The 16,238-nt window shown below is 62.1% G+C and carries 13 protein-coding genes; 10 read left to right on the top strand and 3 right to left on the bottom strand.

The genetic code is table 11. The annotated features are described in order from the left end of the window. Positions 1–56 precede the first annotated feature (56 nt). The 9 genes from betB (at position 57) to yccS (ending at position 13,959) form a co-directional block, all read left to right on the top strand. Positions 57–1,529: a betaine-aldehyde dehydrogenase gene (gene betB, locus BM017_RS06635; RefSeq protein ID WP_092242109.1), complete on the top strand. Its 1,473-nt coding sequence runs from the start codon at positions 57–59 to the stop codon at positions 1,527–1,529. A 142-nt stretch (positions 1,530–1,671) separates the two neighbouring features. Continuing rightward, the gene (gene betA / locus BM017_RS06630; protein WP_071490313.1) at positions 1,672–3,375 is read left to right on the top strand and encodes a choline dehydrogenase; all 1,704 of its coding nucleotides are present in this window, start codon (positions 1,672–1,674) and stop codon (positions 3,373–3,375) included. A gap of 181 nt (positions 3,376–3,556) precedes the next feature. Next, positions 3,557–4,999, top strand: coding sequence for a TldD/PmbA family protein (locus tag BM017_RS06625; RefSeq protein ID WP_092242108.1), 1,443 nt, complete (start codon positions 3,557–3,559; stop codon positions 4,997–4,999). Further along, positions 4,999–6,315, top strand: coding sequence for a TldD/PmbA family protein (locus tag BM017_RS06620; protein ID WP_092242107.1), 1,317 nt, complete (start codon positions 4,999–5,001; stop codon positions 6,313–6,315). Before BM017_RS06625 ends, BM017_RS06620 begins: the two co-directional genes overlap by 1 nt. 199 nt (positions 6,316–6,514) lie before the next feature. After that, positions 6,515–7,363, top strand: a complete 849-nt coding sequence (locus BM017_RS06615) for an alpha/beta fold hydrolase (RefSeq protein WP_071490316.1) — start codon at positions 6,515–6,517, stop codon at positions 7,361–7,363. Positions 7,364–7,399: 36 nt separating this feature from the next. Beyond that, positions 7,400–8,827, top strand: a complete 1,428-nt coding sequence (mdtD, locus tag BM017_RS06610) for a multidrug transporter subunit MdtD (RefSeq protein WP_071490317.1) — start codon at positions 7,400–7,402, stop codon at positions 8,825–8,827. A gap of 130 nt (positions 8,828–8,957) precedes the next feature. After that, a complete protein-coding gene (gene dbpA, locus BM017_RS06605) occupies positions 8,958–10,295 on the top strand; it encodes an ATP-dependent RNA helicase DbpA (protein WP_231501119.1) in 1,338 nt (445 codons plus the stop codon). Positions 10,296–10,393: 98 nt separating this feature from the next. Then, positions 10,394–11,572: a BaiN/RdsA family NAD(P)/FAD-dependent oxidoreductase gene (locus BM017_RS06600; RefSeq protein WP_092242106.1), complete on the top strand. Its 1,179-nt coding sequence runs from the start codon at positions 10,394–10,396 to the stop codon at positions 11,570–11,572. A 203-nt stretch (positions 11,573–11,775) separates the two neighbouring features. After that, on the top strand, positions 11,776–13,959 hold the full coding sequence (gene yccS / locus BM017_RS06595; protein WP_071490319.1) for a YccS family putative transporter: 2,184 nt from the start codon (positions 11,776–11,778) through the stop codon (positions 13,957–13,959). Positions 13,960–13,994: 35 nt separating this feature from the next. Here yccS and BM017_RS06590 read toward each other — a convergent pair whose 3' ends face one another. Continuing rightward, positions 13,995–14,732 (bottom strand): substrate-binding periplasmic protein, encoded by a 738-nt coding sequence (locus BM017_RS06590; protein WP_092242105.1) that lies wholly within the window; start codon positions 14,730–14,732, stop codon positions 13,995–13,997. A gap of 201 nt (positions 14,733–14,933) precedes the next feature. On the opposite strand from BM017_RS06590, the gene BM017_RS06585 reads away from it, so the two are divergent. Then, complete coding sequence (locus tag BM017_RS06585) at positions 14,934–15,386, top strand: GNAT family N-acetyltransferase (RefSeq protein ID WP_092242104.1); 453 nt, start codon at positions 14,934–14,936, stop codon at positions 15,384–15,386. On the opposite strand, the gene BM017_RS06580 is transcribed toward BM017_RS06585, so the two are convergent. Next, positions 15,383–15,679 carry a winged helix-turn-helix domain-containing protein gene (locus tag BM017_RS06580; protein ID WP_033898013.1) on the bottom strand — a complete coding sequence of 99 codons (297 nt, stop codon included), beginning with the start codon at positions 15,677–15,679 and terminating at the stop codon, positions 15,383–15,385. The two genes, BM017_RS06585 and BM017_RS06580, sit on opposite strands and share 4 nt — an antisense overlap. 19 nt (positions 15,680–15,698) lie before the next feature. Continuing rightward, positions 15,699–16,199 (bottom strand): M48 metallopeptidase family protein, encoded by a 501-nt coding sequence (locus BM017_RS06575; RefSeq protein ID WP_058426613.1) that lies wholly within the window; start codon positions 16,197–16,199, stop codon positions 15,699–15,701. Between the last annotated feature and the right edge of the window lie 39 nt (positions 16,200–16,238).

Below are 16,238 nucleotides of genomic sequence, written 5' to 3'. Positions count from 1 at the left end.
CACCGGCTTACGGTACGGCAGTCAACGCCAACCACTTATGCACTTGCGAGGACTTTATGGCCCGTTTCGAACTGCAAAAACTCTACATTGACGGCGGCTACAGCGACGCTGGCAGCGATGCCACCTTCGAAGCCATCAACCCGGCTAACGGTGAAGTTCTCGCCCAAGTGCAACGCGCGACGAAAGAAGACGTTGAACGTGCCGTGGTCAGCGCCGAGAAAGGCCAGAAAATCTGGGCCGCGATGACCGCCATGGAGCGCTCGCGCATCCTGCGTCGTGCCGTCGACATCCTGCGCGAGCGCAACGACGAGCTGGCAGCCCTGGAAACCCTGGACACCGGTAAAGCCTTCTCCGAAACCAAGTACGTCGACATCGTCACTGGCGCCGACGTGCTGGAATACTACGCAGGCCTGGTGCCGGCCATCGAAGGCGAGCAGATTCCGCTGCGCGACACCTCGTTCGTCTACACCCGCCGCGAGCCGCTGGGCGTGGTTGCCGGTATCGGCGCGTGGAACTACCCGATCCAGATCGCCCTGTGGAAATCCGCACCGGCCCTGGCCGCCGGCAACGCGATGATCTTCAAGCCAAGCGAAGTCACCTCGCTGACCACGCTGAAACTGGCCGAGATCTACACCGAAGCCGGCGTTCCGGCGGGCGTGTTCAACGTGCTGACCGGCAGCGGCCGTGAAGTCGGCACCTGGCTGACCGAGCACCCTCGCATCGAGAAAGTCTCGTTCACCGGCGGCACCGACACCGGCAAGAAAGTCATGGCGAGCGCGTCGAGCTCCTCGCTCAAGGAAGTGACCATGGAACTGGGCGGCAAGTCGCCATTGATCGTGTTCGAAGACGCCGACCTGGATCGCGCCGCCGACATCGCGATGATGGCCAACTTCTACAGCTCCGGCCAGGTCTGCACCAACGGCACTCGCGTGTTCGTACCCAAGCACCTGCAAGCGGCATTCGAAGCCAAGATCGTCGAGCGTGTTGCGCGCATCCGCGTCGGCGACCCGCAGGACGACAACACCAACTTCGGCCCGCTGGTCAGCTTCGCCCACATGGAAAGCGTGCTGGGCTACATCGCCAAAGGCAAGGAAGAAGGCGCACGCGTACTGTGCGGTGGCGACCGCCTGACCGACGGCGACTTCGCCAAAGGCGCCTACGTGGCCCCGACCGTGTTCACCGACTGCACCGACGAAATGACCATCGTCCGTGAAGAAATCTTCGGCCCAGTGATGAGCATCCTCACCTACGAGACCGAAGAAGAAGTGATCCGCCGCGCCAACGACACCGACTTCGGCCTGGCCGCTGGCCTGGTGACCAAAGACCTGAACCGCGCTCACCGCGTGATTCACCAATTGGAAGCGGGTATCTGCTGGATCAACGCCTGGGGCGAATCCGACGCGAAGATGCCGGTCGGTGGCTACAAGCAATCGGGTGTGGGCCGTGAGAACGGCATCAGCTCGCTGAACAACTTCACCCGCATCAAATCGGTACAGGTCGAGCTGGGCGACTACGCCTCGGTGTTCTAAGACCCGGGCCATGTATTGCCTGAGGCCGCCATCGGAGGCAAGCCTCCTCCCACACTTTGATTTGCGAATACATTCAAAAATGTGGGAGGGGCTTGCCCCCGATGAGGCCCGACCTGACCACACATCAAAGAGGGTGCATCCAATGTCCCAAGAATACGACTACATCATTGTGGGTGCCGGCTCCGCCGGTAACACCCTGGCGACCCGTCTGACCGAAGACGAAGGCGTCACCGTCCTGCTGCTGGAAGCCGGTGGTCCCGACTACCGTTTCGACTTCCGCACGCAAATGCCAGCCGCCCTGGCGTTCCCACTACAAGGCCGCCGCTACAACTGGGCCTACGAAACCGATCCAGAGCCGCACATGGACGGCCGCCGGATGGAATGCGGGCGCGGCAAGGGCCTGGGTGGTTCCTCGCTGATCAACGGCATGTGCTACATCCGTGGCAACGCCATGGACTACGACAACTGGGCGAAGCTGCCGGGCCTGGAAGACTGGACCTACCTCGACTGCCTGCCGTACTTCCGCAAGGCCGAAACCCGCGATATCGGCCCCAACGACTGGCACGGCGGCGATGGCCCGGTCAGCGTGACCACGCCCAAGCCTGGCAACAACCCACTGTTCCACGCGATGGTCGAAGCCGGCGTGCAGGCCGGTTACCCGCGTACCGAAGACTTGAACGGCTACCAGCAGGAAGGCTTCGGCCCGATGGACCGTACCGTCACGCCTAAAGGCCGTCGCGCCAGCACCGCACGCGGTTACCTGGACACCGCCAAGAAGCGTTCCACACTGACCATCGTCACCCACGCCCTCACCGACAAAGTGTTGTTCGAAGGCAAACGTGCGGTTGGCGTGCGTTACCTGATCGGCGCCGCCGAAGAGCGCGTCGAAGCCCGCGCCCGTAAGGAAGTGCTGGTGTGCAGCGGCGCAATCGCTTCGCCGCAATTGCTGCAACGCTCCGGTGTCGGCCCGGCCAAACTGCTGGAAAGCCTCGACATCCCGGTGGTCCACGACCTGCCAGGCGTCGGTGAAAACCTGCAGGACCACCTTGAGCTGTACCTGCAATACGCCTGCACCCAGCCCGTGTCGCTTTACCCGTCGCTGCTCTGGTACAACCAGCCGGCCATTGGTGCCGAGTGGCTGTTCAACGGTACCGGCATCGGCGCCAGCAACCAGTTCGAAGCGGGCGGGTTCATCCGCACCCGTGAAGAATTCGAATGGCCGAACATCCAGTACCACTTCCTGCCGGTGGCGATTAACTACAACGGCAGCAACGGTGTGAAAGAGCACGGCTTCCAGGCGCACATGGGCTCCATGCGCTCGCCGAGCCGTGGCCGCATCCAGTTGAAGTCGAAGAACCCACGGGACTACCCGAGCATCCTCTTCAACTACATGGCCACCGAGCAGGACTGGCAGGAATTTCGCGACGGCATCCGCCTGACCCGTGAAATCATGCAGCAGCCGGCGCTGGACCCCTACCGTGGCCGCGAAATCAGCCCGGGTATCGATGTGCAAACCGATGAGCAACTGGACAAGTTCATCCGTGAGCACGCCGAAACGGCGTTCCACCCGTCCTGCTCGTGCAAGATGGGCACCGACGAGATGGCAGTAGTCGATGGCGAAGGCCGCGTGCATGGCATGCAGGGTCTGCGTGTAGTCGATGCGTCGATCATGCCGATCATCACCACCGGCAACCTGAACGCGCCAACGATTATGATCGCCGAGAAAATCGCCGACAAGATCCGTGGCCGCAAGCCATTGCCACGCAGCACCGCCGACTACTACGTGGCAGGCGACGCGCCGGTACGTGGCAAGCCGCTGCGTGAAGTGGGCCCTACCGCGCAGTAACGGATACACCGCGGTGTTCCCATCGGGGGCAAGCCCCCTCCCACATTTTTGACCGTGTGAACCCGATCAAGTGTGGGAGGGGGCTTGCCCCCGAAGAGGCCCGACCAGTCACTGCAAAACCCCTCCTTGATCAGCTACTCTGTCTGCCTGCCCGCGACGAGCCGCCCACAAGGAAGGCCCCATGTTCGACCACCACGCCACACTCAGACAGCATTTCAGTGCCCTGCGCACCCGCGCCGAATTCTTCTCGCTGCGCTACGTACGCGAATCCGGCCAATACCTGGCCGTACGCAAGAACGTCGCCGAACCGCCCCACCTGAGCCACGACGAGGGCGCCATGCTCACCGTGCGTCTCAACGGTGTGGAAGCCTACGCCGCGACCAACGACATTTCCCTCGCCGGCCTGCAAGCCGCCCTTGAGCGTGCCGAACAACAAGCCCGCCTGATCAGCCCCCACGCCTTGCTCGACCTGCGCGAGCAACACGTCTCCAGTGACGTCGCCGATTACCTGTCGCCCGAGCTTCAACAGCCCTTCCCGTCCCTGAGCGATTGCTACCAGTTGCTCGGCAGCGAGTCGGCCTCCGTGCCCAAGGACGAGCGCCTGGTGAGCTGGGAAGTCAGCCTGGGCCTGACCCACGTCGAGCAGATCTACCTGAACAATGCCGGTGCCCAGTTGCGCCAGGCCCAGCGCTTTGTATTCCCCGGCGTCAACGTCACCGCCTACGACGGTGATGACAGCCAGACCCGCACCCTCGGCGGCAGCAACTTCGGCCAGCAAGGCGGGTTCGACGTGATCAGCCGCTTCGGCCTGGTCGGCGCCGCGCCGCGCATCGCCGATGAGGCCCTGCAACTGCTGGCCGCGCCGAACACGCCCAACGGTCCGCGTGACCTGCTGTTGATGCCCGACCAGATGATCCTGCAGATCCACGAATCCATCGGCCACCCCCTGGAACTGGACCGCATCCTCGGCGACGAGCGCAATTACGCCGGCACCAGCTTTGTGAAGGCCAGCGACTTCGGCCACCTGCAATACGGCTCCCCGCTGCTGAACGTGACCTTCGACCCGGACATTCCCGAACAACTGGCCAGCTACGGCCACGACGACGAAGGCACCAAAGCCAGCAAGCAATTCCTGATCCGTGAGGGGCTGCTGCTCAAGCCCCTCGGTGGAGCGCTGTCGCAATTCCGTGCAGGCATGCCAGGCGTGGCCAACAGCCGGGCCAGCAGTTGGAACCGCGCGCCCATCGATCGCATGGCCAACTTGAATATCGAAGCAGGCGACAAGAGCCTCGCGCAACTGATCGGCGGCATCGAAAACGGCATCCTGATGTCGACCAACCGCTCGTGGTCCATCGACGATGCGCGCAATAAGTTCCAGTTCGGCTGCGAATGGGGCCAACTGATCGAAAATGGCGAGTTGAAAGGCGTGGTGAAAAACCCCAACTACCGGGCCATTTCCGCGAACTTCTGGCGCAATCTCAGCGCCGTCGGCGATGCCAGTACGTTCAAGGTGCTGGGTACACCGAACTGCGGCAAAGGCGAGCCCAACCAGGTGATTCGCGTCGGCCATGCGTCGCCGGCCTGCGTATTCAGTGATGTCGATGTATTTGGGGGAGATGCCTGATGAACAATTTCAAGGCACTGGTGGAGTGGCTCAAGCAGGCCATCACCGACAACGAACAATTCCACCTCGGCTATGCGGATGAAGCCTCCGAATTCGTACGCTTCAACCACGCCAAGGTGCGCCAGGCCGGCCAGGTGCAACAAGCCAGCCTCACCCTGAAACTGATCAACGATGGCCGCCATGCCGACCTGGGCATCACCTTGTCCGGCGAAGCGGGGCTGGACCGCCAACGCCTGGCCGACGGCCTGCAACAACTGCGCGACACCTTGCCGTTGCTACCCAAGGACCCGTACCTGCTGCTCAACCACAATGCCTGGCAAAGCAGCAACGAACAAACGCGACCGCTGCCGGACCTGGCCCGGGTGTTGGAAGACATCAGCCAGGCTGCTGAAGGTGTTGATCTGGTCGGTTTCTACGCTGCCGGCCCGATCAGCCGTGGCTTTGCCAGCTCGGACGGCGCGTTCGGCTGGCACCGCGCCAACAGCTTCAACTTCGACTTCAGCCTGTTCCACGCCAATGGTGAAGCGGTCAAGGCCAGCTATGCCGGGCACACCTGGAACAGCGCCGAGTTCGCCGCGCGCTTCCAGCAAGCCCGCGAGCAACTGGAATTCCTTGGCCGCCCGCTGCACAAGCTGGCACCCGGGCAGTACCGCGCCTACCTCGCCCCGGCGGCGCTGGAAGAGATCATCAGCCTCATCACCTGGGGTGGTTTTTCCGCCCAGGCCATTGCCAGCAAAGGCAGTTCGCTGCAAAAGCTGTATGCCGGTGAACAATCCCTGAGCCCGCTGGTGACCGTGGACGAACAGATCAGCGGCTCCCTGAGCCAGGCGTTTTCCACCGAAGGCTATCCGCGCAGTGACGTGACACTGATCAGCGCGGGCAAAGGCGAAGGCCAGTTGGTCAACTCGCGCAGCGCCGCCGAATACGGCCTGAGCACCAACGGCGCCAGCAGCGACGAATCCCCCAGCGCCTTGCAGATGGCCGCCGGCGGCCTGGCCCAGGCCGATATCCTCAAGCAATTGGGCACCGGGCTGTACATCAGCAACCTGTGGTATTTGAACTACTCGGACCTGCCGGCGGCGCGCCTGACCGGCATCACACGCTTCGCCACGTTCTGGGTGGAAGACGGCGAGATCAAGGCACCGGTCAGCACCATGCGCTTTGATGACAGCGTGTACAACCTGCTCGGCTCGCAGCTGGAAGCCCTGACCGCTGAGCGGGAATTGCTGCTCTCGGCCAGCACCTACAGCCAGCGCAACACCGCTTCCAACCTGTTGCCGGGAGCCCTGGTCAAACGCCTGACCCTCACCCTGTAAACCCCATCCTTCGTGGGCGCCGGCTTGCCGGCTCCTACAGGGGATTTACCTGCGCCGTAGCGAAGCTTCCCTTCTCCACACTTTGGCCATTCGGCCTGTTGTTCACCTCCAGATTCCTCGTTATAAGGGTTAGTGGCACCCCGCCACCCCACCCACGAGAGCATGGCCTTGCCCGGGAAGGGCAAGCTGGAGCGTTGACATGAACCATGGAAGTTTTGTCATAGAGAAGCTGTTCAAACACTACAACGTTCATGTTGAGCAGCTAGGAAACGATTCGGAAAAAAAGACCGTCCTGATGGTCAACGGCGCGCTGTCCACCACGCGTTCCTTCGCCCGCACCAGCAAATGCCTGGCCGGGCATTTCAATGTGCTGCTGTTCGACCTGCCGTTCTCCGGCTATTCCAGGGAACACAACGCCGAACTGGACCTGGTCACCAAGGACGACGAGGTGCAGATGCTGCGCGCCCTGGTCGAGCGCTTCCAGGTCAACCACCTGGTGTCGGCCTCCTGGGGCGGCATCTCGACGTTGCTGACCCTGGCCCATAACCCGCCGTCCATCGAAAGCTCGGTGGTGATGGCCCTGGCGCCCAGCCTCAACCAGGCCATGCTCGATTATGTGGAGCGCGTGCGCGTGCTGATCGAGGCCGATGACAAGTCCGCGGTCGGCCACTTGCTCAACGAGACCGTGGGCAAGTACCTGTCGCCCCGCCTCAAGCGCAACAACCACCGGCACTTGTCGAGCATGGCCACCACCGAATACCGCCAGGCGCGTTTTCACATCCATCAGGTATTGGCCTTGGGCGACGGCAACTACCTGCCGACACTCAAGCAGATTGAAACACCGGTGCACTTCCTCAACGGCGCACTCGACGAATACACCCCCGCCGCCGAAGCGCAATTGTTCAAGCAGTACGTAGGGCGCAGCAGCTTTGCCGTGGCCGAACACACTGGCCACTTGCTCGACCTCGAATCCAATGAAGCCGCCGCAGCGGTACACCGTGAACTGCTGGATTTCCTGGTGGGAAAAAGCACCCCGGTTGGCGCATAATCGCCGACACATAGCCAGCTAACAAAAAGGTTCTCTATGCCCAATCGCGTCCCGCTCGATGCCAAGACCGCCCGCTGGCTCCCCTGGGTGGTCGCGATTGCCTTCTTCATGCAGTCGCTGGACGGGACGATCCTCAACACGGCGTTGCCGGCCATGGCCCGGGACCTCGCTGAAAACCCGCTGCGCATGCAAGGGGTGGTGATCGCCTACATGCTCACCGTTGCCTTGCTGATCCCGGCTTCGGGCTGGATCGCCGACCGCTTCGGCACCAAGAAAATCTTCTTTGGCGCGATCATGCTGTTCAGCATCGGTTCGCTGCTGTGCGCCTTGTCCAGCAGCCTGACCATGCTGGTGGGCGCCCGGGTGATCCAGGGCCTGGGCGGCGCGCTGATGTTGCCGGTCGGCCGCTTGGTGGTGCTGCGTGCTTACCCCCGCTCCGAACTGGTGCGCATCATGGGCTTCATTACCATTCCCGGCCTGCTCGGCCCGCTACTCGGCCCGACCATGGGTGGCTGGATGGTGCAATACCTGACCTGGCACTGGATCTTCCTGATCAACCTGCCGGTGGGTATGGTCGGCTGTTACGCCGTGTGGAAACTCATCCCCGATCTGCGCGGCAGCGAACGTACGCGCTTTGATGGCGTCGGGTTTCTCTTGTTTGGCGCGGCAATGGTGTTGATCACCATCGCCATGGAAGGCTTGGGCGAACTGCACCTGCCGCACCTGCGGGTGATGTTGCTGCTGTTCGGCGGGCTGGCGTGCCTGGCGGCGTATTGGCTGCGCGCCGGGCATATCGACAACCCACTGTTTTCGCCGGTGCTGTTCAAGACTCGCACCTTTGCTATCGGCATCCTCGGCAACCTGTTTGCGCGGCTGGGCAGCGGTGCGTTGCCGTTTCTGGTGCCGTTGCTGTTGCAGGTCGCGCTGGGTTACTCACCGTCCGAAGCCGGTATGAGCATGCTGCCCCTGGCGGCGGCGGCGATGTTTGCCAAATCCATCGCCCGCACCCTGATCGAACGCCTCGGCTACCGCATCGTGCTCACCGGCAACACGCTGGCGCTGGGCATCATGCTGGCGAGCATGGGCCTGGTCAGCGAGCACACGCCCTACCCGCTGCTGTTGTGCATGCTGGCGGTACTCGGGGCGATCAATTCCCTGCAATTTACCGCGATGAACACCGTCACCCTGATCGACCTCGACGACGCCCAGGCCAGCAGCGGCAACAGTTTGCTGTCAGTGGTGGCGCAGTTGTCCCTCAGCCTCGGCGTGGCCTGCGCGGGTGCGCTGCTCGGCGGGTTCACCGCCGAAACCGGTAATGATGGGGTGGAAAGCGTACTCGGCGCGTTCCAACTGACCTTTCTGACAGTGGGCATCATGGCGATGCTGGCGGCGGCGATCTTCCTGCAATTGTCGCCAACCGATGGCAAACGAGTAGTCAGCCGCGAGCACGACATCGAGCATTAACAGGCTTCTCGTCTAGAACTTGCAGGGAAATTCCCACGGGACTGGTACACTGCGCGACATTTTGTTTTGCAGAGCCAGTCCCGTGACTACCATCGCCACCGCTTTTAATACTTTGCCCCTGTCCGCCGCCATGCTGGCTAACCTCGACTCGCTGGGTTATGTCGAGATGACGCAGATCCAGGCGCAAAGCTTGCCGGTGATCCTCAAGGGGCTGGACCTGATTGCCCAGGCCAAGACCGGCAGCGGCAAGACCGCCGCCTTCGGCATCGGCCTGTTGAACCCGATCAACCCGCGCTACTTCGGCTGCCAGGCCCTGGTCATGTGCCCGACCCGTGAGCTGGCCGACCAGGTCGCCAAGGAAATCCGCCGCCTGGCCCGTGCCGAAGACAACATCAAGGTGCTGACCCTGTGCGGCGGCGTGTCCCTCGGCCCGCAGATCGCTTCCCTGGAGCACGGCGCCCACGTCATCGTCGGCACACCGGGCCGCATCCAGCAGCACTTGCGCAAGGGTTCGCTGGTGCTGGACGGCCTCAATACGCTGATCCTCGATGAAGCCGACCGCATGCTCGACATGGGCTTCTACGACGCCATCGAAGACATCATCAGCAAGACGCCGCCGCGCCGCCAGACCCTGCTGTTCTCCGCCACCTACCCGGTGAGCATCAAGCAGCTGGCCTCAAAGTTCATGCGCGCGCCGCAGCAAGTCAAAGCCGAAGCGTTCCACTCCGATGACCAGATCGAGCAGCGTTTCTACGAGATCTCACCGGAAGAACGCATGGACGCCGTGACCAAGGTGCTGGCGCATTTCCGCCCTGCCTCCTGCGTGGCCTTCTGCTTCACCAAGCAGCAAGTACAGGAAACCGTGGATCACCTGACCTCCAAGGGCATTTCCGCCGTTGGCCTGCATGGCGACCTGGAACAGCGCGACCGCGACCAGGTGCTGGCGATGTTCGCCAACCGCAGCACCTCGGTGCTGGTTGCCACTGACGTTGCAGCCCGTGGCCTGGACATCGACTCGCTGGACATGGTGATCAACGTCGAACTGGCCCGCGATTCGGAAATCCACATCCACCGCGTCGGCCGTACCGGTCGCGCCGGTGAGACCGGCATCGCCATCAGCCTGGTCGCTCCGTCCGAAGCGCACCGCGCCCAGGCCATCGAGCAGTTGCAGAAATCGCCACTGAACTGGGACCAACTGGACAACCTCAAGCCGCAAAGCGGTGGTCCGTTGCTGCCGCAGATGAGCACCTTGTGCATCGCTGCAGGCCGTAAAGACAAGGTTCGTCCAGGCGACATCCTCGGCGCGTTGACCGGTGAAGCTGGCATCCCGGGTGCCCAGGTCGGCAAGATCGCGATCTTTGACTTCCAGGCCTTCGTGGCCGTGGAACGCGGGATCGCCAAGCAGGCCTTGCAGCGCTTGAATGACGGCAAGATCAAAGGCCGTTCGTTGCGCGTGCGCATCCTGTAACGGGCTCTCCGCTTCAATGGAGATCCAATGTGGGAGGGGGCAAGCCCCCTCCCACATTTGACTGTATTCCAAATCAGAACTTGTATGAGGACATTGCTGTGCGCTCGACCGAAGTTGTGATCATTGGCGCCGGCGCCGCAGGCTTGATGTGCGCGCTGACCGCCGCCGGGCGTGGGCGCAAGGTGATGTTGGTCGACCATGCGAACAAGGCCGGCAAGAAGATCCTGATGTCCGGTGGTGGCCGCTGCAACTTCACCAACCTGTACACCGAGCCGGCCAACTTCCTGTCGCACAACGAACACTTCTGCAAGTCCGCCCTGGCCCGCTACACCCAGTGGGACTTCATCGGGCTGGTGGCCAAGCACGGCGTGCCGTACCACGAGAAAAAACTCGGCCAGTTGTTCTGCGATAACAAATCCAGCGACATCCTCGGCATGCTGCTCGATGAGTGCATCCAGGTCGGCGTGAGCCTGCACCTGGACACGTCGGTCCAGGAGATTGCCAAGCTGGACAGCGGCTATCAGTTGCAGACCACCTTGGGCGAGTTGCGCTGTGAATCCCTGGTAATCGCCACCGGCGGCCTGTCGATCCCGACCCTGGGCGCGACCGGTTTTGGTTACCAGGTAGCCAGACAGTTCGGCCACGAACTGCTGCCGACCCGCGCCGGGCTGGTGCCGTTCACCATCACCGACCAGCTCAAGGATTTGTGTGGCGAGTTGTCGGGGACGTCGGTGGATTGCCTGGTCAGCTGCAACGGCCAGAGCTTTCGCGAGAACATCCTGTTTACCCACCGTGGCCTCAGCGGGCCGGCGATTCTGCAGATTTCTTCTTACTGGGAATCCGGCGACACGGTTGAAATCAACCTGCTGCCCGACCACGACGCTCACACCTGGCTGCAACAGCAACAAGTCGAGCGCCCCAACAGCGAGTTGAAAACCCTGCTGGGCGAGATCTTCACCAAGAAGATGGCCAACCTGTTGGCCGAGACATGGTTCGTGTCCAAGCCGATGAAGCAATACACCCATGCCGAAATTGCCGACATCGCGCAAAAACTCGGCAACTGGCAATTGGTGCCGGCAGGCACCGAGGGTTATCGCACGGCGGAAGTCACATTGGGTGGCGTGGACACACGGGAAGTGTCGTCCAAGACCATGGAATCGCTGAAAAGCCCCGGCCTGTACTTTATCGGTGAAGTGCTGGATGTGACCGGTCACCTGGGCGGCTTCAACTTCCAGTGGGCCTGGGCTTCGGGTTACGCGGCGGCGCAGTACGCCTGAAGAGTGTAATCGGTCAAATGTGGGAGGGGGCTTGCCCCCGATGGCAGTGTGTCAATCAGTACGACTGTGACTGATCTACCGCTATCGGGGGCAAGCCCCCTCCCACATGGAATAAATTTTGCTGTTGGATGTGATCGCCACGCTTGCCGTGGCGTCCTTGATAGCTCAATTTAGCGGCATCGTCCCGGAAGACTCCAGACTTCATGTCATCGACCTCGTTCAAGCAGTCCCTGCGGCGCCTGTGGGCACTGGATAAATTCAGCTACAGCATTCGGGTATTCATTGCCCTCACCGGCAGCATGGCGCTGTGCTGGTATCAGGATGAAATGGCACTGCTGATCCCGTTGTTCCTGGGGATCATCGCCAGCGCCCTGGCCGAGACCGATGACAGTTGGCAGGGCCGCCTCAACGCCCTGGCGGTGACGCTGGTGTGTTTCAGCATCGCCGCGCTGTCGGTAGAGTTGCTGTTCCCTTATCCCTTGATCTTCGCGGTCTCACTGGCCCTGGCCACCTTCTGCCTGACCATGCTCGGCGCCTTGGGCGAGCGCTATGGGGCGATTGCTTCGGCAACGTTGATTCTGTCGGTATACACCATGATCGGCGTGGACCAACGCGGCGGCGCCGTCAGCGATTTCTGGCATGAGCCGCTGCTGTTGGTGGCCGGTGCAGCCTGGTATGGCGCGCTGTCGGTGCTGTGGCAGGCGCTGTTTTCCAACCAGCCGGTGCAACAGAGCCTGGCGCGGTTGTTCCGTGAGCTTGGACGGTACCTCAAGCTCAAGTCATCGTTGTTCGAGCCAATCCGCCAGTTGGACGTGGAAGCGCGGCGCCTGGAACTGGCCCAGCAGAACGGTCGCGTGGTGGCGGCGCTGAATGCGGCGAAGGAAATCATCCTGCATCGCGTGGGCAATGGTCGACCCGGTTCGAAAGTCAGCCGTTACCTGAAGCTGTACTTCCTGGCCCAGGACATCCACGAACGCGCCAGCTCGTCGCACTACCCGTACAACGCCCTGGCCGAGGCCTTCTTCCACAGCGACGTACTCTTCCGTTGCCAGCGCCTGCTGCGCCAGCAGGGCAAGGCCTGCCAGACCCTGGCCGAATCGATCCAGATGCGCCAACCGTTCATCTATGACGACAGCTTCGCCGAAGCCCTGGGCGACCTCAACGCGTCCCTGGAGCACCTGCGCATCCAGAGCAACCCAGCCTGGCGCGGCCTGCTGCGTTCGTTGCGCGCCCTGGCGGCCAACCTGTCGACCCTGGACCGCCTGCTCGGCGACGCCAGCAACCCCGACAGCCTGGCGGACGCCACCGACAGCAACCTGCTGGACCGCGCCCCGCGCAACCTCAAGGAAATGTGGACGCGCCTGCGCACGCAGATGACGCCGACGTCACTGCTGTTCCGCCACGCGTTGCGCCTGTCCCTGGCGCTGACCGTCGGCTACGGCATGCTGCATGCGATCCACGCGTCCCAGGGCTACTGGATCATCCTCACCACGCTGTTTGTGTGCCAGCCGAACTATGGCGCCACGCGGCGCAAGCTCGGCCAGCGGATCATCGGCACGGCCATCGGCCTGACCGTGGCCTGGGCACTGTTCGACTTGTTCCCGAGCCCCCTGGTGCAATCGATGTTCGCCATTGCTGCCGGCCTGGTGTTCTTTATCAACCGCACCACCCGCTACACCCTGGCCACCGCCGCCATCACCTTGATGGTGTTGTTCTGCTTCAACCAGGTCGGCGATGGCTACGGACTATTCCTGCCACGCCTGTTCGATACCTTGCTCGGCAGCCTGATCGCCGGCCTCGCGGTGTTCCTGTTCCTGCCGGACTGGCAAGGTCGCCGCTTGAACAAAGTGCTGGCCAATACCCTGACCTGCAACAGCATCTACCTGCGCCAGATCATGCAGCAGTACGCCGCCGGCAAGAGCGACGACCTGGCCTACCGCCTGGCCCGACGCAACGCGCACAACGCCGATGCGGCGCTGTCCACCACCCTGGCGAACATGCTGATGGAACCGGGGCACTTCCGTAAGGAAGCGGACGTGGGTTTTCGGTTCCTGGTGTTGTCGCACACTTTGCTCAGTTATTTGTCAGGGCTGGGCGCGCACCGTGAAACCCAATTGCCGGCCGAGGTGCGTGAGCATCTGATCGATGGCGCCGGCAAGACCCTGGCGGCGAGCATCGATGAGATCGCCACGGGGTTGGCCAACAAGCAGCCGATCGCGATCCAGAGCGATGCCGAAGAAGCGCTGGCGGCGGACCTGGAGCAGATGCCGGATGAGATCGATGAAGGGCAGCGGTTGGTGCAGACGCAGTTGGCGTTGATTTGCCGGCAACTGGGGCCGTTGCGCACCTTGGCGGCGCATTTGATCAAGGACACCAGCGCGGCCTGACCTGTGGCGAGCGGGCTTGCCACAAGAGGCGCCCGCTACATACCGTGCTGCTTCATCAACCGCTCATAGCTACCGTCAGCCTTCATCTTGGCAATCTCCCGATCAAACCCGGCCACGATCTGCTCATGCTCCGGGTTCTTCAGGCTGACCAGGATATGCAGGCTGTTTTCGCTCAGCGGCTGGGGCAAAAACTCCACCGCATTGCGCACCCGCGCCGACTCGCGCGACAGGTAAAAGCGCGCCACATACTCATCCTCCAGCGTCAGCCGCACCCGCTGCGCCGCGAGCATGCGCACGGCCATGGCGAAGTTGTGCACCGGGACTTTCTGCAACTGCGCATCCCCATCGAACGCCGCCGAATAGGCATAGCCACGCACCACGGCGATGGGATAGTCGTGCAATTGCGCAAGGTTCTGGAATTCGATGGGATCGTCGCGGCGCTTGATAAAGCGCACACGGTTGAGCAGGTATTCACCTGAGAACTGGCCCAGTTTCGTACGGGCATCGTCGTACCAGGCGTTGATCAGCACGTCATAACGGCCGTCGCCCACCCCCATCAGCGCACGGGCCCAGGGCACTTGCTCGAAGTCACTGGCATAACCCGCACGGGCCAGGGCGGTACTGACGATATCGGTGGCCAGCCCGCCGTTGATCAAGGTGGAATCGGTAAAAGGTGGCCAGGCATCTGCCACCAGACGCAGGCGCTGCGCGAATGCCGGCTGGGCCAGCAGCAACACTCCAATCAAAGCAACGGCACGAGAGAATCGCGGCATGCTCAAAGTCCTTGGCAGGCAGGCGGTGGCCTTGGCTCAGGCGCGGCCCGAGGTTCTAACAGTAGCTCAGATTACACAAAGAAACCGGCGCCGAACGCACTCAATGATGGCAAATTGATTTCACTCACAAAAATAGTTGATTTAGACAGCGTTGCCCGCTGCGCTTACTATCCGCAACAGACATTGATAAGAGAACTGGCCATGACCGTTGAATGGGTGTGCAAACACCACGATGACCTGGGCAAGGAGCAGCTTTACGCGATCCTGCGCTTGCGCAACGAGGTGTTTGTTGTCGAGCAGAAATGTGTGTACCAGGATCTCGATGGGCAGGATTTATCGGGCGACACCCACCACCTGATGGCGTGGCAGGACGACCAACTGGTGGCGTACCTGCGCCTGCTGGACCCGGAATCCCAGGGCGGCGACGTGGTGATCGGCCGCGTGATCGTAGCGCCGGTGGCGCGCGGCACCGGGCTGGGCCATCGGATGATGGAAGAGACGCTCAAGCAGATTGCCGATACGTGGCCCGAGACACCGATATTCCTGTCAGCCCAGGCGCATTTGCAGGGGTACTACGGGCGGTATGGTTTTGTCGTGGCAGGTGAGGAGTACCTTGAGGATGATATTCCACACATCGGCATGCGAAAGGACTAGGGATAACCCAGCACCTGCTTGATCTGGCCGAGGTTCGCCTCGATCCAGCGCCGATCAATCGCGCCCCAGCTGCGAATCCGATAGTGCCCGGCATGGTTGCGGGCACCGTCTTCCTGCTCGAACTCACACACAATGTCCAGGTCGGCCAACGCCGCAATGGTGTCCTGCGCCGTACGCCGGGGCATGCCGGTGGCGTCGGTCAGGGCCGGGACGCTGCTGGCCTGGCCGCTGTCGATCAGGTAGGCCACGTACAGGCGGCGGTAGAAGCTGCTCTTGGTCTTGCTCACATCCATGGTCGGTTGCCTTGTGCGGTCAGGGTTTGCCCAGCAGGTCGCGGTACGTGAGGTACACCCGCAGGTCGAATTCCACCTGATGGTAGCCCGGCATCATGTACTCGCAGAGTTTGTAGAACGCCTTGTTGTGGTCCGACTCCTTGAAGTGTGCCAGTTCGTGCACCACGATCATGCGCAGGAACTGCGGCGCGGCCTCCTTGAACAGCGCAGCAATGCGGATCTCTTTCTTCGATTTCAGATTGCCGCCCTGTACCCGCGAGATGGTGGTGTGCAGGCCTAGGGCGCGATGAGTCAGGTCCAGGCGATTATCGAACAGCACCTTGTCGATGGCCGGCGCATTGCGCAGATGTTCCTGCTTCAAGGCCAGGGCGTAGGCGTACAGGGCCTTGTCGCTCTGCACCGCGTGGCGTTCGGGGTAACGTTGCTCCAGGTAGGCACCCAACTGGTCCTTGGCGATCAGTTGGCGCACTTGTTCCTGAAGGGCGGCGGGATAGGCCTGGAGGTATTTCAGCGCGGTCATGGGGTCTGCAACAGATTCGGATAGGCGCCAGTGTAACGA

The organism is Pseudomonas sp. NFPP04, assembly GCF_900113815.1.
Taxonomy (GTDB): Bacteria; Pseudomonadota; Gammaproteobacteria; order Pseudomonadales; family Pseudomonadaceae; genus Aquipseudomonas; species Aquipseudomonas extremorientalis.
The sequence above is the reverse complement of the archived record's forward strand: the minus strand, read 5'-3'. Positions and strand labels throughout refer to the sequence as shown.

Bases quoted from the DNA above. Each gene is read 5' to 3' on its own strand.
- betB (WP_092242109.1), top strand. From the start codon at position 57: ATGGCCCGTTTCGAACTGCAAAAACTCTACATTGACGGCGGCTACAGC.
- betA (WP_071490313.1), top strand. From the start codon at position 1,672: ATGTCCCAAGAATACGACTACATCATTGTGGGTGCCGGCTCCGCCGGT.
- BM017_RS06625 (WP_092242108.1), top strand. From the start codon at position 3,557: ATGTTCGACCACCACGCCACACTCAGACAGCATTTCAGTGCCCTGCGC.
- BM017_RS06620 (WP_092242107.1), top strand. From the start codon at position 4,999: ATGAACAATTTCAAGGCACTGGTGGAGTGGCTCAAGCAGGCCATCACC.
- BM017_RS06615 (WP_071490316.1), top strand. From the start codon at position 6,515: ATGAACCATGGAAGTTTTGTCATAGAGAAGCTGTTCAAACACTACAAC.
- mdtD (WP_071490317.1), top strand. From the start codon at position 7,400: ATGCCCAATCGCGTCCCGCTCGATGCCAAGACCGCCCGCTGGCTCCCC.
- dbpA (WP_231501119.1), top strand. From the start codon at position 8,958: ATGCTGGCTAACCTCGACTCGCTGGGTTATGTCGAGATGACGCAGATC.
- yccS (WP_071490319.1), top strand. From the start codon at position 11,776: ATGTCATCGACCTCGTTCAAGCAGTCCCTGCGGCGCCTGTGGGCACTG.
- BM017_RS06590 (WP_092242105.1), bottom strand. From the start codon at position 14,732: ATGCCGCGATTCTCTCGTGCCGTTGCTTTGATTGGAGTGTTGCTGCTG.
- BM017_RS06585 (WP_092242104.1), top strand. From the start codon at position 14,934: ATGACCGTTGAATGGGTGTGCAAACACCACGATGACCTGGGCAAGGAG.
- BM017_RS06580 (WP_033898013.1), bottom strand. From the start codon at position 15,679: ATGGATGTGAGCAAGACCAAGAGCAGCTTCTACCGCCGCCTGTACGTG.
- BM017_RS06575 (WP_058426613.1), bottom strand. From the start codon at position 16,199: ATGACCGCGCTGAAATACCTCCAGGCCTATCCCGCCGCCCTTCAGGAA.